Source organism: Rathayibacter sp. AY1A5, from assembly GCF_002930875.1.
GTDB lineage: Bacteria > Actinomycetota > Actinomycetes > Actinomycetales > Microbacteriaceae > Rathayibacter.
Window position 1 is genome coordinate 142,636 of record NZ_PSTM01000008.1, and the last position, 20,851, is coordinate 163,486.

Below are 20,851 nucleotides of genomic sequence, written 5' to 3' on the forward strand. Positions count from 1 at the left end.
TCACCTGCTGTTCCGGTGAGGCGGCGTGTCCGATGATGGCATTCCCGCTGAGGAGCGCCGACAATTTCGATGCAAGGAGAGCGCTTCGGCAATTGGCTCACCGGCAAGTGTGGGGATTGGCCGAGATCGATCCGACGCCGATTGTATTCGGACGCGATCGGAAGCAGTCTGCCGTCATCGATGCTATTGCACGGAACGCTGAACAGTACGGTTCCAGCCGCAGTTCGGTCTTGCCTCGGTGCCCTTACATGCACCTCGCACTGAGTAGGTCAAATTGGGAAGATCATGACCGGGATTCGCCCCTGTCGGTAGCACACGTCAGACCGCCGGGATGTCGGCGAAGCGCGAGAAGTGGCCGTGGAAGCCCACGGTCACCGTGCGGGTCGGGCCGTTGCGGTGCTTGGCGACGATGAGGTCGGCCTCGCCCGCGCGCGGGTTGTCCTTCTCGTAGGCGCTCTCGCGGTGCAGGAGGATCACCATGTCGGCGTCCTGCTCGATCGAGCCGGACTCGCGGAGGTCCGAGATGGCGGGGAGCTTGTCGGCGCGCTGCTCGGGGCCTCGGTTCAGCTGCGAGAGCGCGATGACCGGCACCTGCAGCTCCTTCGCGAGGAGCTTGAGGGCACGCGAGAACTCCGAGACCTCCTGCTGGCGGCTCTCGACCTTCTTGCCGGAGGTCATCAGCTGCAGGTAGTCGATGACGACCATCTTGAGCCCGACCCGCTGCTTGAGTCGGCGGCACTTCGCCCGGATCTCGACGAGGGTCATGTTGGGCGAGTCGTCGATGTAGAGCGGCGCGTCGTTGATCCGGCCACGGGTGGAGGCGATGGTCGTCCAGTCGCGCTGGTCGACCGTGCCCTTGCGCATGTGCTGCAGCGGCACGGACGCCTCGGCCGAGAGGAGGCGCATCGCGATCTCGCTGCGCCCCATCTCGAGGGAGAAGAAGATCGTGGCCATGTTGTGCTTGATCGCGGCGGCGCGGGCGAAGTCGAGCGCCAGCGTCGACTTTCCGAGCGCGGGGCGCGCGGCGACGATGATCATCTGCCCGGCGTGGAAGCCGTTGGTCAGGTCGTCGAGGTCGGCGAAGCCGGTGGGGACGCCGGTGAAGCTGCCGTCCTTGTGAGCGGCCGCCTCGATCTCGTCGATCGCGACGGTCACTGCGTCGGTCAGCGGGACGTAGTCCTCCGCCGTCTCGGAGCCGGTGACGTTGTAGATCTCGGCCTGCGCCGTGTTGACCAGGTCGAGCACCTCGCCCTCGCCCTGGTAGCCCATCTGCGCGATGCGGGTGCCCGCCTCGACGAGGCGGCGCAGCAGAGCGCGCTCGGCGACGATGGAGGCGTAGTACCCGGCGTTGGCCGCGGTGGGGACCATCGAGGTGAGCGTGTGCAGGTAGTCGGCGCCGCCGGCCCGCTGCAGCTCGCCCTGCTTCGTGAGCTCGTCGGTGACCGCGATGACGTCGGTCGGCTCGCCGTGCGAGTAGAGGGCGAGGATTGCGTCGAAGACGATCTCGTGCTTGGGGATGTAGAAGTCGGTGCCCTTGACGCTCTCGACGACGTCGGCGACCGCGTCCTTCGAGAGCAGCATGCCGCCCAGCGCCGACTGCTCGGCGAGGAGGTCGTGCGGAGGGGTCCGCTCGTTCCCGCGTGACTCGCCGCGGTCTCCGCGACCGTCCCGTCCGTCCGAGCCGGGTACCGCCAGGTGCGCGATCGTCATGCCTTCGCCTCCTCCTGTCGGGTGCTGCGCGTCCGGTCGAGCCGGTGCCGGGATCCGGTCTACCAGCGACCTCCGACAGCGGCGCACGGGCGCCTGCCCGCACCCCTCGCGGGGCGCTGCGCCACCCTACGGACCGCCGCCCGCGGCACGCAAACCGCCCTGTGGAGAGAGCTGTGCAGAACCGAGGGGAAACGCCGGGCCCACTGTGGGCAACATGTGCACAACCCTGTGGGAACAGCGGCCGTCGGCAAGTTTTTTCTGGGCCCTGACCAGGCATTCACCGCTTTCCACAGGTGTGTGGGGAAAAGAGTCTCAAGACCACAGTGAAGGTTGGTCCCGCCGGAGGGTGTATGTGGATGGAGCTGTGGAGAACGGGAACGACGAAGGGCGGTGCGAGGGGACTCGGAAGCCCCGTCGCACCGCCCTCCGCGGCGTTCTCGCGGCCTTACTTGGCCGCGACCACCTGCAGCTTCACAGTGGCCTGGATGTCGTCGCGCAGACGCACCACGGCCTCGTGCTCGCCGACGTGCTTGATCGCGTTCGAGATGACGATCTTGCGCTTGTCGAGCTCGCCGAATCCGGCCGCCGCCACCGCGTTCGCGATGTCGGAGGTCTTCACCGAGCCGAACAGGCGGCCGTCCTTGCCGGCCTTGACCGTCAGCTTCACGCGGTTGGCCTCGAGGACCTGCTTGGTGTGCTGGGCCTCTTCGATGGTCTTGTGCTCACGAGCGGCTCGCGCCGACTTGATCTGCTCGACCTGCTTCTCGCCACCGCGGGTCCACGCGACGCCGAAGCCCTGCGGGATGAGGTAGTTGCGGGCGAACCCGTTCTTCACGTCGACGACGTCGCCGGCCGAGCCGAGTCCGTCGACCTCGTGGGTCAGGATGACCTTGGACATACCGTTACCTACCTTCCGCTGCCGGCGTAGGGCAGGAGCGCCATCTCGCGGGCGTTCTTGACGGCACGGGCGATGAGGCGCTGCTCCTGAACGGAGACGCCGGTGATACGACGGGCGCGGATCTTCCCGCGCTCCGAGATGAACTTGCGGAGGGTCGCGACGTCCTTGTAGTCGATGACACCCACGCGGACCGACTTCGCGGGGGCCGCGTTCTTCGCGCCCTTGCCGCGGATCGGCTTGCGGCGGTCGCCGCTGCTCTTTCCAGCCATAGTGGTTTCCTTAGATTCTGGTTCGCCCCTGCCCCGCCGCGAGTGATCGCGGTGCGGGGGAGGCGTGATTCAGGTGAGGAGAGCGTCCGAGCCGAGGCTCAGAACGGCGTCTCGTCGTTGTAGCTGCCCGGCGTGCTCCACACGTCGCCACCGGCGGGAGCGCTCGGCGCCCACGGCTCCTCGGCCTGACCGCCACGGTTGCCGCCGGCGTTGCCGGAGCCCCCCTGACCGCCGCCGCCGAAGCCGCCCTGGCCGCCGCCGATCTGACCGCCGTTGCCCTGGCCGCCACCGGCCTGGCCGCGTCCGCCTCCACCGGAGGCGCGCGTGACCTGCGCGGTCGCGTAGCGCAGCGAGGGCCCGATCTCGTCGATCTCGAGCTCGATGCTGGTGCGCTTCTCGCCTTCCTTCGTCTCGTAGGAGCGCTGCTTCAGGCGGCCGGTCGCGATGACGCGGCTGCCCTTGGTCAGCGTTCCTGCGACGTTCTCGGCGAACTCGCGCCAGACGGAGGCGCGGAGGAACAGCGCTTCGCCGTCCTTCCAGTCGTTCGCCTGACGGTCGAAGGTGCGCGGCGTGGAGGCGATGGTGAAGTTCGCGACCGCGAGCCCGCCCTGCGTGTAGCGCAGCTCGGGGTCGGCGGTGAGGTTCCCCACCACGGTGATGATCGTCTCGCCGGCCATGAGCGCTACGCCTTGGGAGCGGCCGAGGCCTTGGCAGCCTTGCGGGCGGCCTTCTCGTCGGCGAGCTTCGCGGCGGCCGCGACCTGGGCGATGCCCTCTTCGGCCCGCAGCACCTTGGTGCGCATGACGGCCTCGGACAGCTTCAGCTGACGGTCGAGCTCGTTCGCTGCGGCGGAGGTCGACGTGAAGTCGACGACGGCGTAGATGCCCTCGGACTTCTTGTTGATCTCGTACGCCAGACGACGGCGGCCCCAGACGTCGACCTTGTCGATGGATCCACCATCGGTGCGGATGACGTTGAGGAACTTGTCGAGACTCGGAGCGACGGTGCGCTCATCGATCTCGGGGTCCAGGATGACCATGATCTCGTACTGATGCGTCACTAACCCACCTCCTTCGGACTGAACGGCCACGGTATTTCCGTGACAGGAGGGTATGTAGCATCTGCCCACTCCCGCGGACGCGAGTGCGTCTGGTCGTGGACAACCTGTACAGACTACAACAGGACCGCCGCGACGCGCCGGACGGATCCGCTCGAGGCGCACCACCCCGGGTGCAGGGCGAGGCGAGCACGGGGCCCGGCTCAGCGCCTCAGCGCGACGCCCACCACTCGCGGAGCCGCTGCGTCGCGACCTCCTCGCCGAGCGGACCCTCCTCGAGCCGCAGCTCCAGCAGGAACCGGTACGCCTGCCCGACCTCGGGGCCCGGGGCGAGGCCGAGGATCTCCATGATCCGCGTGCCGTCGAGGTCGGGGCGCTTGGAGGCGAGCTCCTCCTTCTCGGCGAGCTCCGCGATGCGCGCCTCGAGGTCGTCGTAGGCGTGCGCGAGCCGGTCGGCCTTGCGGCGGTTGCGCGTGGTCACGTCGGCGCGGGTGAGGATGTGCAGCCGCTCGAGCAGCGGCCCCGCGTCGGTCACGTAGCGGCGCACCGCGGAGTCGGTCCACGCGCCGTCCGTGTACCCGAAGAAGCGCAGGTGCAGCTCGATGAGGCGGGCCACGTCCTTCGTCGTCTGGTTGTCGAACTTCAGCGCGCGCATCCGCTTGATCGCGAGCTTGGAGCCGACCAGGTCGTGGTGGTGGAAGCTCACCGCTCCGGCCGGCTCGAGACGCCGCGTGGCCGGCTTGCCGATGTCGTGCAGGAGGGCGGCGAGCCGCAGCACGACGTCGGGGGCGGCTCCGGGGCGCCGCGACTCCTCCAGCGCGATCGCCTGCTCCAGCACGGTGAGGCTGTGGGTGTAGACGTCCTTGTGGTGGTGGTGCTCGTCCTGCTCCAGGCGCAGCGCGGGCAGCTCCGGGAGGAAGCGACCGGCCAGACCGGTGTCGACCAGCAGCTCCAGGCCGGCTCGGGGCGAGGCGGTCGCGAGGAGCTTCCGCAGCTCCTCCTGCACGCGCTCCGCCGAGACGTCGTCGATCCGGCCGGCGAGCTCGGCCATCGCCCACTCGACCTCGTCGGTGGTGCGGAAGCCGAGCTGCGAGGTGAAGCGCGCGCCGCGGAGCATCCGGAGCGGATCGTCGCCGAAGGAGAGGTCGGCGGGGGAGGGGGTGCGCAGCCGGCCGGCGAGCAGGTCCTCCACTCCTCCCGAGGGATCGACGAGGACGACCTCCGGGAGCCGCAGCGCCATCGCGTTGACCGTGAAGTCGCGCCGCACCAGGTCGCCCTCGAGCGAGTCGCCGAACTCGACCTCGGGCTTGCGGCTCACCCCGTCGTAGCTGTCGCTGCGGTAGGTCGTGATCTCGACCGTCTCGCCGGCCACGCGAGCGCCGATCGTGCCGAAGGCCCGGCCGATGTCCCAGTGCGCCTCGGCGATCGGAGCGACGATCCGCACGATGTCGTCGGGGCGTGCGGAGGTGGTGAAGTCGAGGTCGTGCACGCCGTGGCCGAGGAAGGCGTCGCGGACCGGGCCGCCGACCAGCGCGAGCTCGTGGCCCTGGGCTGCGAACGCCTCCGCCAGCCGCGCCACCGTGGGCGTCCCCGCGAGCGCGCGGAGGGTCTCGAGAGCGGTCTGGACGCTGTGCATTCGCACGATCCTAGTGGCGGGGGGTGTCCCGGCAGCGGGTGACCGTGCCAGGGGGTTACGCGGGGGAACCGCGTGCACAGCGGACGCACCGCCTGCCCCGAGGAGGGCTGCCCGTAGAATCACCCGCATGGAGGCCGAGTGAGTCCGATGCATCGGCGCGACCCCTCCCTCCGCTCCCGCCGCTCGCGGGCGGCCCTCCTCCTGCTCCGCTCGGCAGGTGCTGCCGCCCTCGCGCTCGGCCTGACCGGCGTGGCCTCCCCCGCCCTCGCGGCCCCGGTCACCGCCGCGACGGCGACCTCGACGCCCGCTCCCGGCACCGTCACCACGACCGCCGGGGCCGGCAGTGACGGCGTCCTGCGGCCCGGCCAGGACCTCGAGCTCTCGATCGCCGTGCGCAACGGCACCACCGAGGCGATCGACAGCGCCGACGTGACGGTCGCCCTCTCCTACGCCACCCTCGACACCCGCGCGGAGCTGCACGACTGGCTCGACGCCGAGGCCGACAACGACACCGACCCGGTCCGTGCGACCGCCCAGCTGCGCCTGCTGCCCTCCAGCACCGCCGAGGCCGGCCTCACCGTGCCGGTCGACCAGATCCCCTTCTCCAACGACCGGACCGCACTCGGCACCCACGCCGTCCTCGTCACGGTCACCGGTCCGGGTGGTGTCGTCTCGACCGCCCGCACGGCCGTCGAGCTGACCGACGACGCGGCGGTCCCGGAGAGAGAGACCGGGGTCAGCGTCCTCGTCCCGCTCACCGTCCCGGACACGGCCGACGGCCTGCTCTCGGCCGAGGCCCTCGCCGACTACACCGACGGCACGGGGACCCTCACCCAACAGCTCGACGCGGTCGCGGGGAAGGGCGTCACGATCGGGGTCGACCCGCGCATCCTCGCCTCGATCCGCATTCTCGGCAGCGCCGCTCCGGAGTCCGCCCTCGACTGGCTCGACCGGCTGCAGTCCGTGCCGAACGAGCGCTTCGCCCTGCCGTACGCCGACGCCGACGTCTCGGCCCAGGCGCAGGCCGGGCTCTCCGCACTCCTCTCTCCCACCTCCTTCGAGTACGCGATCGACGACACCCGCTTCGCCGCGGTCCCCGGCACCGCCAGCCCGGCGCCCACGGTCGCCGTCGACTCCGATCAGCCGGCCGAGGACCTGCCGGCGCGTCCGAGCACCGAGTCGCTGCTCGCCTCCGACTGGAGCACCTCCCTCGGCAGCGTCGCGTGGCCCGACGAGGGCACCCTCCGGGGGTCGGACCTCGACGTCTACGCGGCCAGCGGAGTGAACCGCACGGTCGTCCCCTCCTCGGGTCTCCTGCTGCCGGAGGAGGTGACCACGACCTCGCGCGCCACCGTCGGCGACTCGGACCTGGTCGTGGCCGACTCGCGCCTCACCGAGGCGTTCGACGCGGCCGCCACCGCCACCGACGACACCGAGTGGCGCGCCCGCATGTCCGAGATCGCCACCGATCTCGCCGAGGTGCAGGAGGAGGGGACCGCGCCGGACGTCGTCCTCACCCTCGGCCGCGGCTCGGCGATCGGCGCCGCGCGCCTCTCCGAGACCCTCGACGCGATCGAGTCGCTGCCCTGGGCCCGCGGAGTCGCCCTCTCCACCGCCCTCGCCGTCCCCGCGACCGAGGGCGCGAGCGTCGTCGACTCGCCGGAGTCGGAGTCGCGGCTCGACCGGGTGCGCGACCTGCTCGACGCCGGCTCCGAGGTCGAGGCGTTCTCCTCCGTGCTGCAGGAGCCGGAGCTGCTCTCGGGCAAGAGCCGCAACGACGTGCTGGCGCTGCTCTCGGTGACCTGGCGCGGAGACGGCAGCGGCTGGGGCGACGCCGTCGGCGCGGCCATGACCGAGGCCGACCGGACGCTCTCGCTGGTGTCGATCGACGCGACCGGCAGCATCCTGCAGGTCTCCCGCGACTCGAGCATCCCCGTGTACGTCCGCAACGAGCTCCCCTGGCCGATCGCCGTCCGCATCCAGGCCTCGCCCTCGAACGCCGTCCTCGACATCGACGAGGAGGCGATCGAGACCACCGAGATCGACGCCCGCTCGCAGGGCCGCGTCCTCATCCCCGTGAAGGCCCGGGTCGGCAACGGCGAGACGAGCCTCGGCCTGCAGCTGACCTCGGCGCAGGGCGTCCCCATCGGCACCCCCACGGGCATGACGACCAGCGTCCGCGCCGACTGGGAGACCGTCGGCACCCTGGTCATCGGGATCGCGCTCGTCGTCGTCTTCGGAGCCGGCATCCTCCGCAACATCCGCCGTCGCCGTCGAGGCGACACCCCAGAGGACGAGGAGGACCCGAACGCCGTGCTCGAGGTCCAGCCCGACCTCGACGACCAGCGATCGGACCCGCGTGGCTAGCTTCTCCCTCGGACGCGCGAGCGCCGTCCTCGCCTCCGGCACGATGGTCTCGCGGATCCTCGGCTTCATCATGTCGATCGTCATGGCGAACACGATCGGAGCCGCGGTCGCGCCGGGCGCGGACGCCTTCACGACGGCGAACCTGCTCCCCAACACGATCTACTCGATCATCGCGGGCGGCGCTCTGAACGCCGTCCTCGTCCCGCAGATCGTGCGGGCGGGCCTCGACGCCGACGGCGGCCGCGGCTACATCAACCGCCTGCTGACCCTGGCGCTCGGCCTGCTCCTGGTGACCACGATCGCCGCCACGGTCCTCGCTCCCCTGCTCGTGCGCCTCTACGCGCCCGGCTACGGACCGGAGCAGTACCAGCTGGCCGTCGCCTTCGCGTTCTGGTGCCTGCCGCAGGTCTTCTTCTACGGCCTGTTCACGATCCTCGGCGAGGTGCTCAACGCCCGCGGCTCGTTCGGCCCCTTCACCTGGGCGCCCGTGCTGAACAACGTCGTGGTGATCGCCGGGCTCGTCGCCTTCATGGTGCTGTTCGGCGCCGATCCGGAGGGGAACCGTCCGGTCGACTCGTGGTCCCCGGCGATGGTCACCCTCCTCGGCGGGAGCGCGACACTGGGCATCGTCGTCCAGTCGCTGTTCCTGATGCTCTTCTGGCGGAGGGTCGGCCTCAGCTACCGCCCCGACTTCCGCTTCCGGGGCGTCGGCCTCGGCACGGCCGGGCGGATGTCGCTGTGGTCGTTCGCCACGGTGCTGCTGACCATCGTCGCCGGCATCGTCGAGAGCCAGGTCTCCTCCACCGCGTCCGGCGAGGGGCCCTCGGCCGCGGCGCTGCAGAAGGCGTGGCTGATCTTCATGCTGCCCCACTCGGTCATCGCGATCTCGATCGCCATGGCGTACTTCACCAAGATGAGCGGCCACACCGCGCGGGGGGAGATGAAGGAGTTCCGCTCGGACGTCTCCACCTCGCTCCGCCTGGTGCTGATGATGCTCGTCTTCGCCGCCGCCGCGATCGTCGTGGTCGCGGTGCCGTTCGGCTCCGTCTTCACCGACTCGTTCGCGGACGCGCAGGCCATCGGAGCGATCGCCATGGCCTACGTGATCGCCCTGCCGCTGTTCTCCTCGATCGCCATCATGCAGCGCGCGTTCTACGCCCTGAGCGACGGAGCGCGGCCGTTCCTGTTCACCCTGGTGCAGGTCGTCGTGGCGGTCGCCGGGTACCTGATCGTGCTCCGGCTCCCCGCCGACCGCACCGCCGTCGGCATCGCCGCTGCGACCTCGCTCGGCATCTGCGTGCAGGCCCTCGTGGCGGCCCTCCTCCTGCGCCGCCGGCTCGGCGGCCGCGGAGGCAGGCGGATCCTCGTCAGGCTCGCGCAGTTCGTCCTCGCCGCGGTGCCCTCCGCCGCCGCCGGCTACGGCGTCCTGGTCGCCCTCGGCGGCACGCGCGCGGGCGGTTTCGCCGTCTCGAACTACGTGGAGCCGCTGCTCTCGATCGCCGCGATCGGCACCGTGATGGCGCTCGTCTACTTCGCGGTCCTCTGGTTCCTCCGGGTGCCGGAGCTGCGCGCCGTCCTCGCTCCGGTGGTCCGCCGACTCGGCCGCTGATGCTGCTCCGGTAAAAGCCCGGTCAGAGGATCTTTCTGGTTCTGCTGAGTCGACCGGACCGTAGCGCTGCCCACGCTCCCCGGCCCGCGGAATAGTGCCCGCCTAGGATGTGTTGTAGCCCACGGAGCCGCGGAACGATTCGAGCGACCGGCTCCGGGTGCTCGGCTCCCGCCCCACCCGTCACCGCTCGTACAGACCCCGAGGAGTTGCCGTGCGCGACATCGTCATCATCGGATCCGGCCCCGCCGGCTGGACCGCCGCCATCTACGCGGCGCGCGCCGAGCTGCACCCGGTGGTCGTGGCCTCGTCGGTCGAGATCGGCGGCGACCTGATGAACACGACGGAAGTCGAGAACTTCCCCGGCTTCCCCGACGGCGTCCTCGGCCCCGAGCTGATGACCTCGATGCAGGCGCAGGCCGAGAAGTTCGGCGCCGAGACCTTCTACGACGACGTCACCTCCCTCGATCTCGAGGGTGAGATCAAGACCGTCCACCTCGGCTCCGGCGAGAGCATCGAGGCGAAGACCGTCGTCGTCGCGACCGGATCCGCTTACCGCAAGCTGGGCCTCCACGATGAGGACCGCCTGTCGGGACATGGTGTCTCGTGGTGCGCCACCTGCGACGGATTCTTCTTCAAGGGCAAGACCATCGCCGTCGTCGGCGGGGGCGACTCCGCCATGGAGGAGGCGACCTTCCTCACCAAGCACGCCGCGAAGGTCTATGTGATCCACCGCAAGGACTCGCTCCGCGCCTCGAAGGTCATGCAGAAGCGCGCCTTCGACAACGACAGGATCGAGTTCATCTGGAACGCCGAGGTCACCGGCATCACCGGCGAGAACCACGTCGACGGCGTGAAGCTGCGCGACACGGTCGACGGCACCGAGTCCCACCTCGACCTCGACGGCCTGTTCATCGCGATCGGCAACGACCCGCGCACGCACGTCGTGCACGGCAAGCTCGACCTCACCACCGAGGGCACCATCTCGGTGGTCGGCCGCTCCTCCCAGACCTCCGTTCCCGGCGTGTTCGCCGCCGGCGACGTGATCGACCCGACCTACCGTCAGGCCGTCACCGCCGCGGCATCCGGAACGGTCGCCGCCCTCGACGCGGAGCACTACCTCGCTTCGCTCGCCGATGGCACCGCCCACACCGAAGGCTCACCCCGGGCCGAGCTCATCACCCGCTGACCGTCCGGTCATCGCACATCGGAGCCGGCAGCCCGCCGACTCGTGAAGGAGAGAACACCATGTCCACCGCGAAGAGCGTCACCGACGCATCGTTCCAGTCCGACGTCCTCGACTCCGAGAAGACCGTCCTGGTCGACTTCTGGGCCGAGTGGTGCGGCCCCTGCCGCATGGTCGCGCCGATCCTCGACCAGATCTCGGCCGAGCACGGCGACAAGATCGAGATCGTCAAGCTGAACGTCGACGAGAACCCGCAGACCGCCGCGAAGTACCAGATCACGTCGATCCCGGCGATGAAGGTGTACCAGAAGGGTGAGGTCGTGAAGACCGTCATCGGCGCCAAGCCGAAGCCGGCCCTCGAGGCCGACCTGGCCGCGTTCCTCTGAGTTCGCACTCCTGACCGCCCTGCGGTCTCCGAGAGCCCCTGTCACGTCGTGACGGGGGCTCTCCTCGTGCAGGGCTGTTTCACGTGAAACAGCCCTGCTGCGGCGCAGGCCACGATCCCTGCAGTGGCGCCCGACCGCCCCGCCGCAGCACAGGACCGGCCGGTACTGTGGATCCACCCGGCTCCGGCCGGAGAGACCCCGTCCACCGAGCGAAGCGGAACCATCGTGACCAACCGCGGCACCAACCTCGACCCCTGGTACAACTCCTACGCGGAGCGCACGGCCGGCCTGGCCGCCAGCGAGGTCCGAGCCCTGTTCGCCGTCGCGTCACGCCCCGAAGTGGTCTCGCTCGCCGGCGGCATGCCGTTCGTGTCCGCGCTCCCCCAGGACCTGGTGACCGGCGCCATCGACACCGTGATGCGGGAGCAGGGGCCCGTCGCGCTGCAGTACGGGTCGGGCCAGGGCGTCCCCGTCCTGCGCGAGCAGATCCTCGACGTCATGGCCCTCGAGGGCATCTCCGCCAGCGCGGACGACATCGTGGTCACCACGGGCTCCCAGCACGCCCTGGAGCTCGTTTCGAAGCTGTTCCTGGACCCGGGGGACGTCGTCCTCTCCGAGGGCCCCAGCTACGTCACGGCGATGGTCATCTTCCGGTCGTACCAGGCCGAGGTCGAGCACGTCCCGATGGACGAGCACGGGCTCATCCCCGCCGCCCTCCGCGAGCACATCGCCCGCGTGCGCGCCGCCGGCAAGACGATCAAGTTCCTGTACACGATCCCCACCTTCCACAATCCCGCGGGCGTGACCCTCAGCTGGGAGCGCCGCGTCGAGATCCTCGAGATCTGCAAGTCCGAGGGAATCCTCGTGCTCGAGGACAACCCGTACGGCCTCCTCTACTTCGAGGACGTCCCGCCGAAGGCGATGCGCTCGCTGGAGGAGGACGGAGTGATCTACCTCGGCACGTTCTCGAAGACGCTCGCTCCCGGCTTCCGGGTGGGCTGGGCTCTCGCTCCGCACGCGATCCGCGAGCGGCTGATCCTCGCCAACGAGGCGGCCGTCCTCAGTCCGTCGTCCTTCAGCCAGCTGGTCATCTCGAAGTACCTCGAGACGGCCGACTGGCGCGGACAGATCGACACCTTCCGCGGCGTCTACCGTGAGCGGAAGGAAGCGATGCTGAAGGGCCTGCAGACCCATCTGCCCGGCCTCAGCTGGACGAACCCGAACGGCGGCTTCTACGTCTGGGTCACGCTGCCCGAGGAGCTCGACTCCAAGGCGATGCTGCCGCGCGCGGTGAAGGAGCTCGTCGCGTACACGCCGGGCACCGCGTTCTACGGCAACGGAGACGGACGTCAGAACATCCGCCTCTCGTTCTGCTACCCGACGCCGGAGCGCATCGGTGACGGCATCCGCCGCCTCGCCACGGTCATCAACGGAGAGCTCGATCTGCTGTCGACCTTCGCGGGCACGGGCCGGCTGAGCAACGCCGACGCGAGCAAGCGTGACGCCGTCCTGCCGCCGAACGTCTCCTGACACCGCTCCTTCGATAAGAAAGCCCTGGTCATGACCGATTTCTCTGTGCTCGACCGTACACTCGACATCGTCGTCATCAGCGGTGGCATCAGCCACGAGCGCGACGTCTCCCTGCGGTCGGGCCGTCGCGTGGCGGACCGTCTGTCCGCCATGGGCCACCGCGTCTCCCTGCACGAACCGGACGCCGCCCTCCTCTCGACGCTCCTGCAGAAGCGTCCCGACGTCGTCTGGCCCGCGGTGCACGGAGCGAGCGGCGAGGACGGTGCACTCCTCGGGCTCCTCGAGGCGGCGGGGTTCGCCTACGTCGGCTCGCAGACGGACGCGGCGCGCCTGGCCTGGTTCAAGCCGACCGCGAAGACGCTCGTCGCTCGCGCCGGCTTCTCGACCCCGCGCTCCGTCACCCTCCCCCGCGAGACCTTCCGCGAGCTCGGAGCCGCCGGGATCCTGGAGCAGGTCGAGGCGCACCTGCCGGGCTCCCTCGTGGTGAAGCCCGCTCAGGGCGGTTCGGCCCAGGGCGTCAGCATCGTGACGGAGTCGTCGCAGCTCCCGCGAGCGATGGTCGAGGCGTACACCTACGGCGACGTCGTGCTCATCGAACAGCAGATCCAGGGAACCGAGGTCTCCGTCGGTGTTCTCGACCTCGGTGACGGACCTTTCGCACTGCCGCCCGTCGAGATCGCCCCTGTCGCGGGCCAGTACACCTTCGAGGCGCGCTACAACGCGGGGGAGACGCACTTCTACACGCCGGCCCGGATCTCGCCGGAGATCACGGAGGAAGTGTCTCGCGTGGCCGTCGCGATCCACGAGCTGCTGGGGCTCCGCCACCTGTCGCGACTCGACTTCATCATCGACAAGGCCGGACTCCCCTGGTTCTTCGACGCGAACGTCCTTCCGGGAATGACCGAGACCTCACTCGTTCCCCAGGCCATCGAGGCATCCGGCCGCTACCTCGGCGACGTCTACTCCACCCTCGCGAAGCTCGCAGCCTCCTGACCTCCACCGTTTCACGTGAAACGGTCCGCTGCGCGTACGCTCCTGGTCGAGTGGCTGCGACGTCGTTCTGATCAGCTGATCCAAATCAAACCCGACGAGTAGACGCATCTCGGCCGATCGAGACCCGCAACCGCTCCCTTCTCTTATGACGCGGGTCGATTAGCCGCGCAACTACGTGTCCTGGTCTTCATCTGCAGACCGTCAGTGCCAACTCGGTGGATCGCCCACGGCCGCGTATCGACTCCGACCAACGCCAGACGTCAGTCGCCGTGCCGGTCGACTAACCGCAGATCAGCGCGGGGATCCCGCCTTCCACCGCGCTAAGCCCGCCAAGAATCGACCTGGCCCACGGGCATCAATCGCCACCTGGTCCTCGTCGTCATGCTGGTCGAGTAGACGCATTGCCGCCTATCGAGACTCGGCCACCCCCAGTGGGTACCTGGTGGGCGTTGCCTGGAGCGATGTATCCACGCCCACTGTCTGGCCATATCCGCAGACATACCGGTGAAGAGCAGTACTGCATCGAATCGAGGCTCACCACGATTGCCACCCGCGCCATCTCTGGGGAGACACAACACGGTCGATCGACGCTGATCGACACCAGGCACCCGTCGTCATGCTGGTCGAGTAGCCACAACGCGACGTACCGAGACCCACGGGCCGAAGGGACCCCTTTAGCTTGGTTCTCCGACCTCAACTTCGCCTCGGGGGGGTGGTGTCTCTATTCCGCTGGTCAGGCGAGCAATCTCTTTCGAGCACTGCGATCGAAGTCGGTCCCACGATGATCCGCATGGGCGTCCAATGTTCTCGGCAGGGGCGTTTCACGTGAAACGCTTCCGCCGCCGTTGAGCAACTTCGATCCGAAATGTTGCGCCCGTTGGAGCGAGTCGAGCCGACGAGGGCCTCCTCTCCTACCTGACAAGCTCGTAGCTCTTCAATGGCTAGGCCGCCCTAGGGCGGACCGTTTCACGTGAAACGGCCCTTCCATCGTCTCTTTCAGTGCACTCTGGGGGCGACCGCCGACGGAGTCCTCCGTCAAACCTCGGCGAACCCAGTCATCACATCTGCATTGATCCGCGAAAACGAAGCAATACTGCAATTCGTCTAAGGTTGCCCCCCGCCGGCCAATTTCTGGAGGCCGAGGAAGCGCTCCTCACCGGCGACTTGGGATGCACGGACAGCCGAGGTGATCCTCATCTCAGCGGACAACGTAGGAATGTTTCACGTAAAACATTGCGCACGCGACTATGGGCGACCATGACGTCGCCCTGGGCAGCGGAGAGCGCCACCGAGTACGACCCGCCCAGGCACCCGTCCTGAGCCCACCAGCGAGTCACTGAAAGCGACATGAACTCCGGAGGTCAGGAGGTCTGAACTCAGCCAACCCTAGATCCGGCGCTCCACGCCTACTCAACCGCCATATAGGCGCATAGTGAGATACTCCATCCAGAGATCAATGCCCCAGATACCCGGCGATCGTCACCGTTCGGCAATACCAGCCGTATTCTCGACCAGGACCGGAGTCAGCAGGGCCCCGCAGAACCTGGAACCACTTCATCGGACTGTACCGGTCAGAAGGGCCTATCAATCAGAAAGAGGACGACAACCGAGAATCCTCAGCTCACAAGGCATCTCGAAGATCGCCCCAAGCGTGCTGATCTGCGATCGCGGTGCCGACGAGGGGAGCGGATACCGCCACATCGGCGATTGCTGCCAAGAACACAGCGCGAGCACGCGCACGCCAGCCGCACGGCGAATCAGTGGCGGCCGCTAGGCCGGCCACTACGGAGCGAGCGACACCTCGGTCGGCTCCCCGATCTCGGCGAGGATGCGGTTCAAGTCCTGGATGGTGGCGAAGTCGATGACCATCTGGCCCTTACGTGCGCCCAGGGTGACCTTGACGCGCGTGTTCAACCGGTCGCCGAGGTGATCCGCGATCGACGAGAGGTGTCCGGAGTGCCCGCCCTGCTCCTCCACCACGGGACGCGTGGTCGTCCGCGGCGCCTTCATCTGCGCCGCGGCGGCCTCGGCGGCGCGGACGGACAGGTCCTCGTTGACGATCTTGTCGGCCAGGCGGCGCATCATCTCGACGTCGTCGAGGGACAGAACCGCACGCGCGTGTCCCGCGGTCAGGACGCCTGCAGCGACGCGGGCCTGCACATCGGCCGGGAGCCGCAGGAGACGGAGCGTGTTCGAGATCTGCGGCCGCGAACGTCCGAGCCGCGTCGCCAGCGCCTCCTGGGTGATCCCGAAGTCGCTGAGGAGCTGCTGGTAGGCGGACGCCTCCTCGAGCGGGTTGAGGTCGGCGCGGTGCAGGTTCTCCAGCAACGCGTCGCGGAGCATGTTCTCGTCGGCCGTGTCCTTGACGACCGCGGGGATGGTGGTCAGTCCCGCGGCCTTCGAGGCGCGGAACCGGCGCTCACCCATGACGAGCTCGTACTTCGCTCCGCCGCGAGCCGTCACGGGCCGGACGACGATCGGCTGCAGCACTCCGAACTCGCGGATGCTGTGGACGAGTTCCGCGAGGTCGTCCTCGTCGAACACCGACCGCGGCTGCGCCGTGTTGGGGGTGATGTCGGCGAGGGGGAGTCGCGCCAAGCGCGCTCCGGGGACCTCGAGGAGCTCCTCGGCACGGGCCGAATCGCCGACCTGATCAGGGAAGAAGACGTCGACGGGCCGGGAGCGCGACTCGTCGCTGGTCGGGATGAGCGAGCCGATCCCCCGGCCGAGTCCCGTGCGCTTGGTCGCCATCAGCGTGCCTCTCCTTCGTGTGCCGTCTCGGGTGTCTTCCGGGCTCCGCGTCGTGCGATCTCCGCGGCCGCCTCCAGATACGCCAGCGAACCGGACGACTGCGGGTCGTAGCTGATCACGCTCTGTCCGTAGCTCGGCGCCTCCGAGATCCTCACGTTGCGAGGGATCACCGCGCGCAGCACCTCCTTCGGGAAGTGCTCACGGACATCCGCTGCCACCTGCTGGGAGAGGTTCGTGCGGCCGTCGTACATCGTCAGGAGGATCGTCGAGACACCGAGGTTCGGATTGAGGTGCCGCTCGATCAGGTCGATGTTCTTGAGCAGCTGGCTGAGCCCCTCGAGCGCGTAGTACTCGCACTGGATCGGGATGAGCACCTCGCGAGCGGCGACGAACGCGTTGATGGTCAGCAGACCGAGCGACGGCGGGCAGTCGATGAAGACGTAGTCGAACGGCTCGTCCATGGTGTCGAGCATGCGGTCGAGCGCACGGCGGAGACGCTGCTCGCGTGCGACGAGCGAGACCAGCTCGATCTCGGCGCCGGCCAGGTGGATGGTCGCCGGCACACCGTAGAGCGAGGCGAACTCCGGGCTCTTCTGCACGACGTCCGCGAGGGGAGTGTCGTTGACGATCACGTCGTACACGCTGGCCGTCTCGGCGCGGTGCTCGATTCCCAGGGCCGTCGACGCGTTGCCCTGCGGATCGAGGTCGATGACGAGCACCTTCGCCTCACCGCGGGCGAGCCCGGCGGCGAGGTTGACGGTCGTCGTCGTCTTGCCGACGCCGCCCTTCTGGTTCGAGATCGTGATGACGCGCGTCGACTCGGGCTTGGGCAGCGGCTGGGCGTTCAACAGTGCGCGCCGACGGGTCATGTCCGCGATCTCCCGGGCCAGGGGAGTCGAGGAATCGAAGCCTCCGGTCAGACCGGCGGAATCGGTTTGTTTCACGTGAAACCTTCGCTCAGCGAGTGGGACGGACATCAGCACCGAGGAGTCGACGGACGAGGAGTCGGGGGCTCACTGCGGCGTCGTGGCGATCAACCCACTGTAGCCCGGACGACCCTCGTCACCTCGGAGAGCACGCCGTCGCCGAGCACGACGACCTCGGGCGGGGAGAGCCGGAAACGACGGATCTGCTTGGCCGCCGCCTCGATCTCCTTCTCGGCGTTGATGCCCTTCAGCAGGACCAGCTCGCCTCCGGGCCGCAGCAGCGGCGCGGTCAGCGGGATCAGCTTCGAGAGGGCGCTGACCGCCCGAGCGGTCACCTGGTCGAGAGGCTCCGCGAGCTCCGCCTCTTCAGCACGGGCTCGAAGAACTGAGACATTCTCGAGTCCGAGTCCGTCCACCTGCTCCTGAAGCCAGACGACGCGACGCTCCATCGGCTCGATGAGCACGAAGCGGACGTCGGGCCGCACGATGGCCAGGACGAGCCCGGGAAGGCCCGCGCCACTGCCGACATCACCCACCAGTCCCGGACGCAGGAGAGGGGCCACCAGGGCGCTGTTGAGGACGTGCCGCGTCCAGAGCCGGGGGAGCTCCAGGGGCCCGATCAGGCCGCGCTCCTCACCCTGATCGGCGAGAGCCTCTGTGAAGCGCCGCAGGAGGGGCAGGCGGTCGCCGGCGATCGCCGCAGCGGCTGAGGGCTCGGCCTCGAGGGTCGACTCCACGCCGCTCAGCCGCGGGTGATGACGGTGTGGCGCTCGCGCGCTTCGCCGCGCGACTCCGACACGAAGCCGCGCTCGCCCACCATGTCGTGGACCAGCTTGCGCTCGTACGACGACATGGGCGGGAGGGAGGCCGACGTCGCGCCGTCCTCGATCCGCTCGATCGCGCGGTCGACCAGCTGGGCCAGCTCCGCCTCGCGGGCGTCGCGGGAGCCGCCGATGTCGAGGATGAGGCGGGAGAACGCGCCGGTCTTCGTCTGGACCGCCAGTCGCGTCAGCTCCTGCAGCGCCTGGACGGCGTCGGGACGGGAGAGCACCCGGAGGTTCGTGTCGCCGGAGGCGGTGACCGAGAGGTAGGCGCGGCCGTTGCGGACCTCGATGTCGATGTCGCCGTCGAGATCGCAGATGTCGAGGAACTCCTCGATGTAGTCGGCGGCGACGTCCCCCTCGTCCTCGAGCTGAGAGAGCGTGGACTCGGGCGCCTCGTCGACGGCGGGCGCGTCCAGGTCCACAGGTGCGGACGCGTCGTCGGTGATGGTCTGCATCGGATCGGTCATGGCGGCTCTACTTCTTTCCGGCTTGCTTCTTGGAGCGGTTCTTGCTCACGGGCTGCGTGCGCTGCACGGCCTTCTTCTCGACGAGGGTGACGTCGCCGGCGGCCGTGGTCTCCTCGACCAGCTTGCCCTTGCGGCGCAGGCGCTCCTCGCGGGCCTTGGCGGCCTCGCTGCCCGGGGTCGGCATGTTCCGGATGACGATGAACTGCTGGATCATCGTCCAGATGTTCGAGGTCAGCCAGTAGAACATGACGCCGAGGGGGAACGCGAAGCCCGAGAAGGCGAAGACGAGGGGGAGGATGTAGAGCAGGATCCGCTGCTGCTTGAACGTCGGCGAGGCCTTCGCCTCGGGCGACATGTTCTTCGACACGATCTGCAGCTGCGTGATGAACTGCGACGCGGTCATCAGGACCACCATGATCACCGCGATGATGATGACCGGCTCCTGGCCGCCCTCGGCGAGTGCGCCCTGGATCGACTGGTGCAGCGGTGCGACGCCGAAGAGGTTCGCCTCGCCGAACTGGCGGGCGAGCGTCTCGTCGAGCGGGCCCACGCCCTTCTGGCTGTGCTGCGCCGCGTTCAGCACCGAGAACAGGCTGAAGAAGATCGGCATCTGGATCAGCAGGGGCAGGCAGGAGGCGAGCGGGTTGGTGCCCGTCTTCTTGTAGAGCTCCATGGTCTCGCGGGACATCGCCTCGCGGGACAGCTGGTCGCGCTTGCCCTTGTACTTGTCCTGGATCTTCTTGAGCTGGGGCGCGACCTCGAGCATCCGGCGCTGGCTCTTGATCTGCTTGACGAAGATCGGGATGAGCGCGGCGCGGATGACGATGACCAGGCCGACGATCGAGAGGACCCAGGTGATTCCCGCGGCCGCCTCCATGCCGGTGAAGGTCAGCAGCTGGTGGAAGGCGACGAGGAGCAGCTCGACCACCCACTTGAGGGGCCAGAGGATCGTGCCGAGGAGGTCCATGGAGTGGGGTCAGTCCTTTCGAGGGCCCACGACGAACCCGGCTCGCGTCACGGCGAAGCGGGTCCGGCCGGAAGCCGGTCGGTGCAGGGGGATCGAGGTCGGGACGTCGTCGATGCCGCCGGCCGCCCACGGGTGGCAGCGGAGCAGACGGCGGGCCGCGAGGACGGAGCCGAGGACGAGCCCGTGGAGCTGGACCGCCTGGAGCGCGTACGCGGAGCACGAGGGGTAGTAGCGGCAGACGTCCCCGTAGAGAGGGGACAGGACCGCCCGGTAGACGATCAGGAGCAGGACGCCGATGTTCCGCGGCAGCAGGAGGGTCGCCCACCCGAGCCGGGCGAACGGCGCCTCGCGGCGGGGGAGCACGGCGGTCACGAGGACGCCCCGCTCTTCCGCGCGGCTCGCGCCATCGCGGACCACACCTCGGAGCGCAGCTCCGACCAGGGGGCGTCGGCGCTGCCGGGCAGCGCGCGGACGACGACCTGGGTGCCGGGGTCGATCTCGGGGACGAGCTCGAACGCCACGGCCTTGAGCCGGCGGCGGACGGTGTTGCGCGTCACCGCGGTGCCGACCGTCTTGGCGACGATGAACCCGAACCGCGCCGGATCGCCCGCGGAGGACCGGCGGACATACGTGACGGTGTGCGGTCCTGTGGACCGCACACCGCGACGGACGACTGTCCGGTACTCGCCTCCGTGGACGATGCGATTGGCTCTGGCCAGCACCGCTGGTCGGTACCGCTCGCTGCTAAGCGGAGAGCTCGGTGCGCCCCTTGGCGCGGCGCGCGCTGAGGATGCCGCGGCCGGCACGGGTGCGCATGCGCAGACGGAAGCCGTGCACCTTGGCGCGACGACGGTTGTTCGGCTGGAAGGTTCGCTTGCTCATAATCAGATCTCCACGTACGTGTTCCGCGGCGCGAACCGGCACCACCCGCTCGGGCGGAGACTCGGATCCTCCGGGAAGAAGGGGTGCCCGGCTGCGGAATCCGCTCGGCCTGCGAGGGCCGCACGGACAACACCGGGCAGGCGTCAACTGATTTAAACTACGGCCTGTTCCGCCACCGGTCAAATGTGGACGGCGCGAAACCTCGATCATGCACACGGGACACGGGGTTCCGCGCATTGACACGCGGCTGTCGCTGTGGTGGATTTGTCTCCCGTCGGCTCCGTTCGTTACGGTGTTGAGCCGCAGTTATCCACAGGTGGGATCCGCGTCCTCCCGCGCCCGCACAGGCATCGCTCGAGGCCGGTGGACAACCCTGTGGAGAGAGCGGCACTCGAG

Annotated in this window: 20 protein-coding genes; 6 read left to right on the forward strand and 14 right to left on the reverse strand. The window is 68.9% G+C overall.

The window, feature by feature from the left end; genetic code table 11:
* Positions 1 to 318: 318 nt before the first annotated feature.
* The 6 genes from dnaB to C5B98_RS07900 all read right to left on the reverse strand — a co-directional run bounded on the left by dnaB (position 319) and on the right by C5B98_RS07900 (position 5,570).
* Positions 319 to 1,710 (reverse strand): replicative DNA helicase, encoded by a 1,392-nt coding sequence (gene dnaB, locus C5B98_RS07875; RefSeq protein ID WP_104225797.1) that lies wholly within the window; start codon positions 1,708 to 1,710, stop codon positions 319 to 321.
* A gap of 445 nt (positions 1,711 to 2,155) precedes the next feature.
* A complete protein-coding gene (gene rplI / locus C5B98_RS07880; RefSeq protein WP_104222692.1) occupies positions 2,156 to 2,608 on the reverse strand; it encodes a 50S ribosomal protein L9 in 453 nt (150 codons plus the stop codon).
* A gap of 8 nt (positions 2,609 to 2,616) precedes the next feature.
* Positions 2,617 to 2,877, reverse strand: a complete 261-nt coding sequence (gene rpsR / locus C5B98_RS07885) for a 30S ribosomal protein S18 (RefSeq protein ID WP_055784551.1) — start codon at positions 2,875 to 2,877, stop codon at positions 2,617 to 2,619.
* A 98-nt stretch (positions 2,878 to 2,975) separates the two neighbouring features.
* Positions 2,976 to 3,554, reverse strand: a complete 579-nt coding sequence (locus C5B98_RS07890) for a single-stranded DNA-binding protein (RefSeq protein ID WP_104222691.1) — start codon at positions 3,552 to 3,554, stop codon at positions 2,976 to 2,978.
* A gap of 5 nt (positions 3,555 to 3,559) precedes the next feature.
* Positions 3,560 to 3,937, reverse strand: coding sequence for a 30S ribosomal protein S6 (rpsF, locus tag C5B98_RS07895; protein WP_068207796.1), 378 nt, complete (start codon positions 3,935 to 3,937; stop codon positions 3,560 to 3,562).
* 208 nt (positions 3,938 to 4,145) lie between these two features.
* The gene (locus tag C5B98_RS07900) at positions 4,146 to 5,570 is read right to left on the reverse strand and encodes a CCA tRNA nucleotidyltransferase (protein ID WP_104327598.1); all 1,425 of its coding nucleotides are present in this window, start codon (positions 5,568 to 5,570) and stop codon (positions 4,146 to 4,148) included.
* A gap of 147 nt (positions 5,571 to 5,717) precedes the next feature.
* Here C5B98_RS07900 and C5B98_RS07905 point away from each other — a divergent pair, with 147 nt between their 5' ends.
* From C5B98_RS07905 to C5B98_RS07930, 6 genes are all read left to right on the forward strand, one after another.
* Positions 5,718 to 7,937, forward strand: a complete 2,220-nt coding sequence (locus tag C5B98_RS07905) for a DUF6049 family protein (RefSeq protein ID WP_104327599.1) — start codon at positions 5,718 to 5,720, stop codon at positions 7,935 to 7,937.
* Positions 7,930 to 9,546: a murein biosynthesis integral membrane protein MurJ gene (gene murJ / locus C5B98_RS07910; RefSeq protein WP_104327600.1), complete on the forward strand. Its 1,617-nt coding sequence runs from the start codon at positions 7,930 to 7,932 to the stop codon at positions 9,544 to 9,546. The genes C5B98_RS07905 and murJ overlap by 8 nt, the downstream gene beginning before the upstream one ends.
* Positions 9,547 to 9,757: 211 nt before the next feature.
* On the forward strand, positions 9,758 to 10,732 hold the full coding sequence (trxB, locus tag C5B98_RS07915; protein WP_104327601.1) for a thioredoxin-disulfide reductase: 975 nt from the start codon (positions 9,758 to 9,760) through the stop codon (positions 10,730 to 10,732).
* Between the two features lie 59 nt (positions 10,733 to 10,791).
* On the forward strand, positions 10,792 to 11,115 hold the full coding sequence (trxA, locus tag C5B98_RS07920; protein ID WP_104222687.1) for a thioredoxin: 324 nt from the start codon (positions 10,792 to 10,794) through the stop codon (positions 11,113 to 11,115).
* A gap of 225 nt (positions 11,116 to 11,340) precedes the next feature.
* Positions 11,341 to 12,645, forward strand: a complete 1,305-nt coding sequence (locus tag C5B98_RS07925) for a PLP-dependent aminotransferase family protein (protein ID WP_104233029.1) — start codon at positions 11,341 to 11,343, stop codon at positions 12,643 to 12,645.
* Positions 12,646 to 12,675: 30 nt separating this feature from the next.
* The gene (locus C5B98_RS07930) at positions 12,676 to 13,638 is read left to right on the forward strand and encodes an ATP-grasp domain-containing protein (RefSeq protein ID WP_104327602.1); all 963 of its coding nucleotides are present in this window, start codon (positions 12,676 to 12,678) and stop codon (positions 13,636 to 13,638) included.
* A 1,782-nt stretch (positions 13,639 to 15,420) separates the two neighbouring features.
* Here the strand turns inward: C5B98_RS07930 and C5B98_RS07935 are convergent.
* From C5B98_RS07935 to rpmH, 8 genes are all read right to left on the reverse strand, one after another.
* Entirely contained in the window at positions 15,421 to 16,389 is a 969-nt protein-coding gene (locus C5B98_RS07935) for a ParB/RepB/Spo0J family partition protein (protein ID WP_104222684.1), read from the reverse strand.
* Positions 16,389 to 17,258: a ParA family protein gene (locus C5B98_RS07940; RefSeq protein ID WP_104247021.1), complete on the reverse strand. Its 870-nt coding sequence runs from the start codon at positions 17,256 to 17,258 to the stop codon at positions 16,389 to 16,391. Before C5B98_RS07940 ends, C5B98_RS07935 begins: the two co-directional genes overlap by 1 nt.
* A 164-nt stretch (positions 17,259 to 17,422) precedes the next feature.
* Positions 17,423 to 18,052 (reverse strand): 16S rRNA (guanine(527)-N(7))-methyltransferase RsmG, encoded by a 630-nt coding sequence (gene rsmG, locus C5B98_RS07945; RefSeq protein WP_104323842.1) that lies wholly within the window; start codon positions 18,050 to 18,052, stop codon positions 17,423 to 17,425.
* 5 nt (positions 18,053 to 18,057) lie between these two features.
* Positions 18,058 to 18,606 (reverse strand): R3H domain-containing nucleic acid-binding protein, encoded by a 549-nt coding sequence (locus tag C5B98_RS07950; RefSeq protein WP_258063469.1) that lies wholly within the window; start codon positions 18,604 to 18,606, stop codon positions 18,058 to 18,060.
* 7 nt (positions 18,607 to 18,613) lie between these two features.
* Complete coding sequence (gene yidC, locus C5B98_RS07955) at positions 18,614 to 19,573, reverse strand: membrane protein insertase YidC (RefSeq protein ID WP_104222681.1); 960 nt, start codon at positions 19,571 to 19,573, stop codon at positions 18,614 to 18,616.
* A gap of 9 nt (positions 19,574 to 19,582) precedes the next feature.
* Entirely contained in the window at positions 19,583 to 19,936 is a 354-nt protein-coding gene (yidD, locus tag C5B98_RS07960; protein ID WP_258063473.1) for a membrane protein insertion efficiency factor YidD, read from the reverse strand.
* 5 nt (positions 19,937 to 19,941) lie between these two features.
* Positions 19,942 to 20,295, reverse strand: a complete 354-nt coding sequence (rnpA, locus tag C5B98_RS07965) for a ribonuclease P protein component (protein ID WP_104222680.1) — start codon at positions 20,293 to 20,295, stop codon at positions 19,942 to 19,944.
* Between the two features lie 22 nt (positions 20,296 to 20,317).
* The gene (rpmH, locus tag C5B98_RS07970) at positions 20,318 to 20,455 is read right to left on the reverse strand and encodes a 50S ribosomal protein L34 (RefSeq protein WP_055784512.1); all 138 of its coding nucleotides are present in this window, start codon (positions 20,453 to 20,455) and stop codon (positions 20,318 to 20,320) included.
* Positions 20,456 to 20,851: the final 396 nt, after the last annotated feature.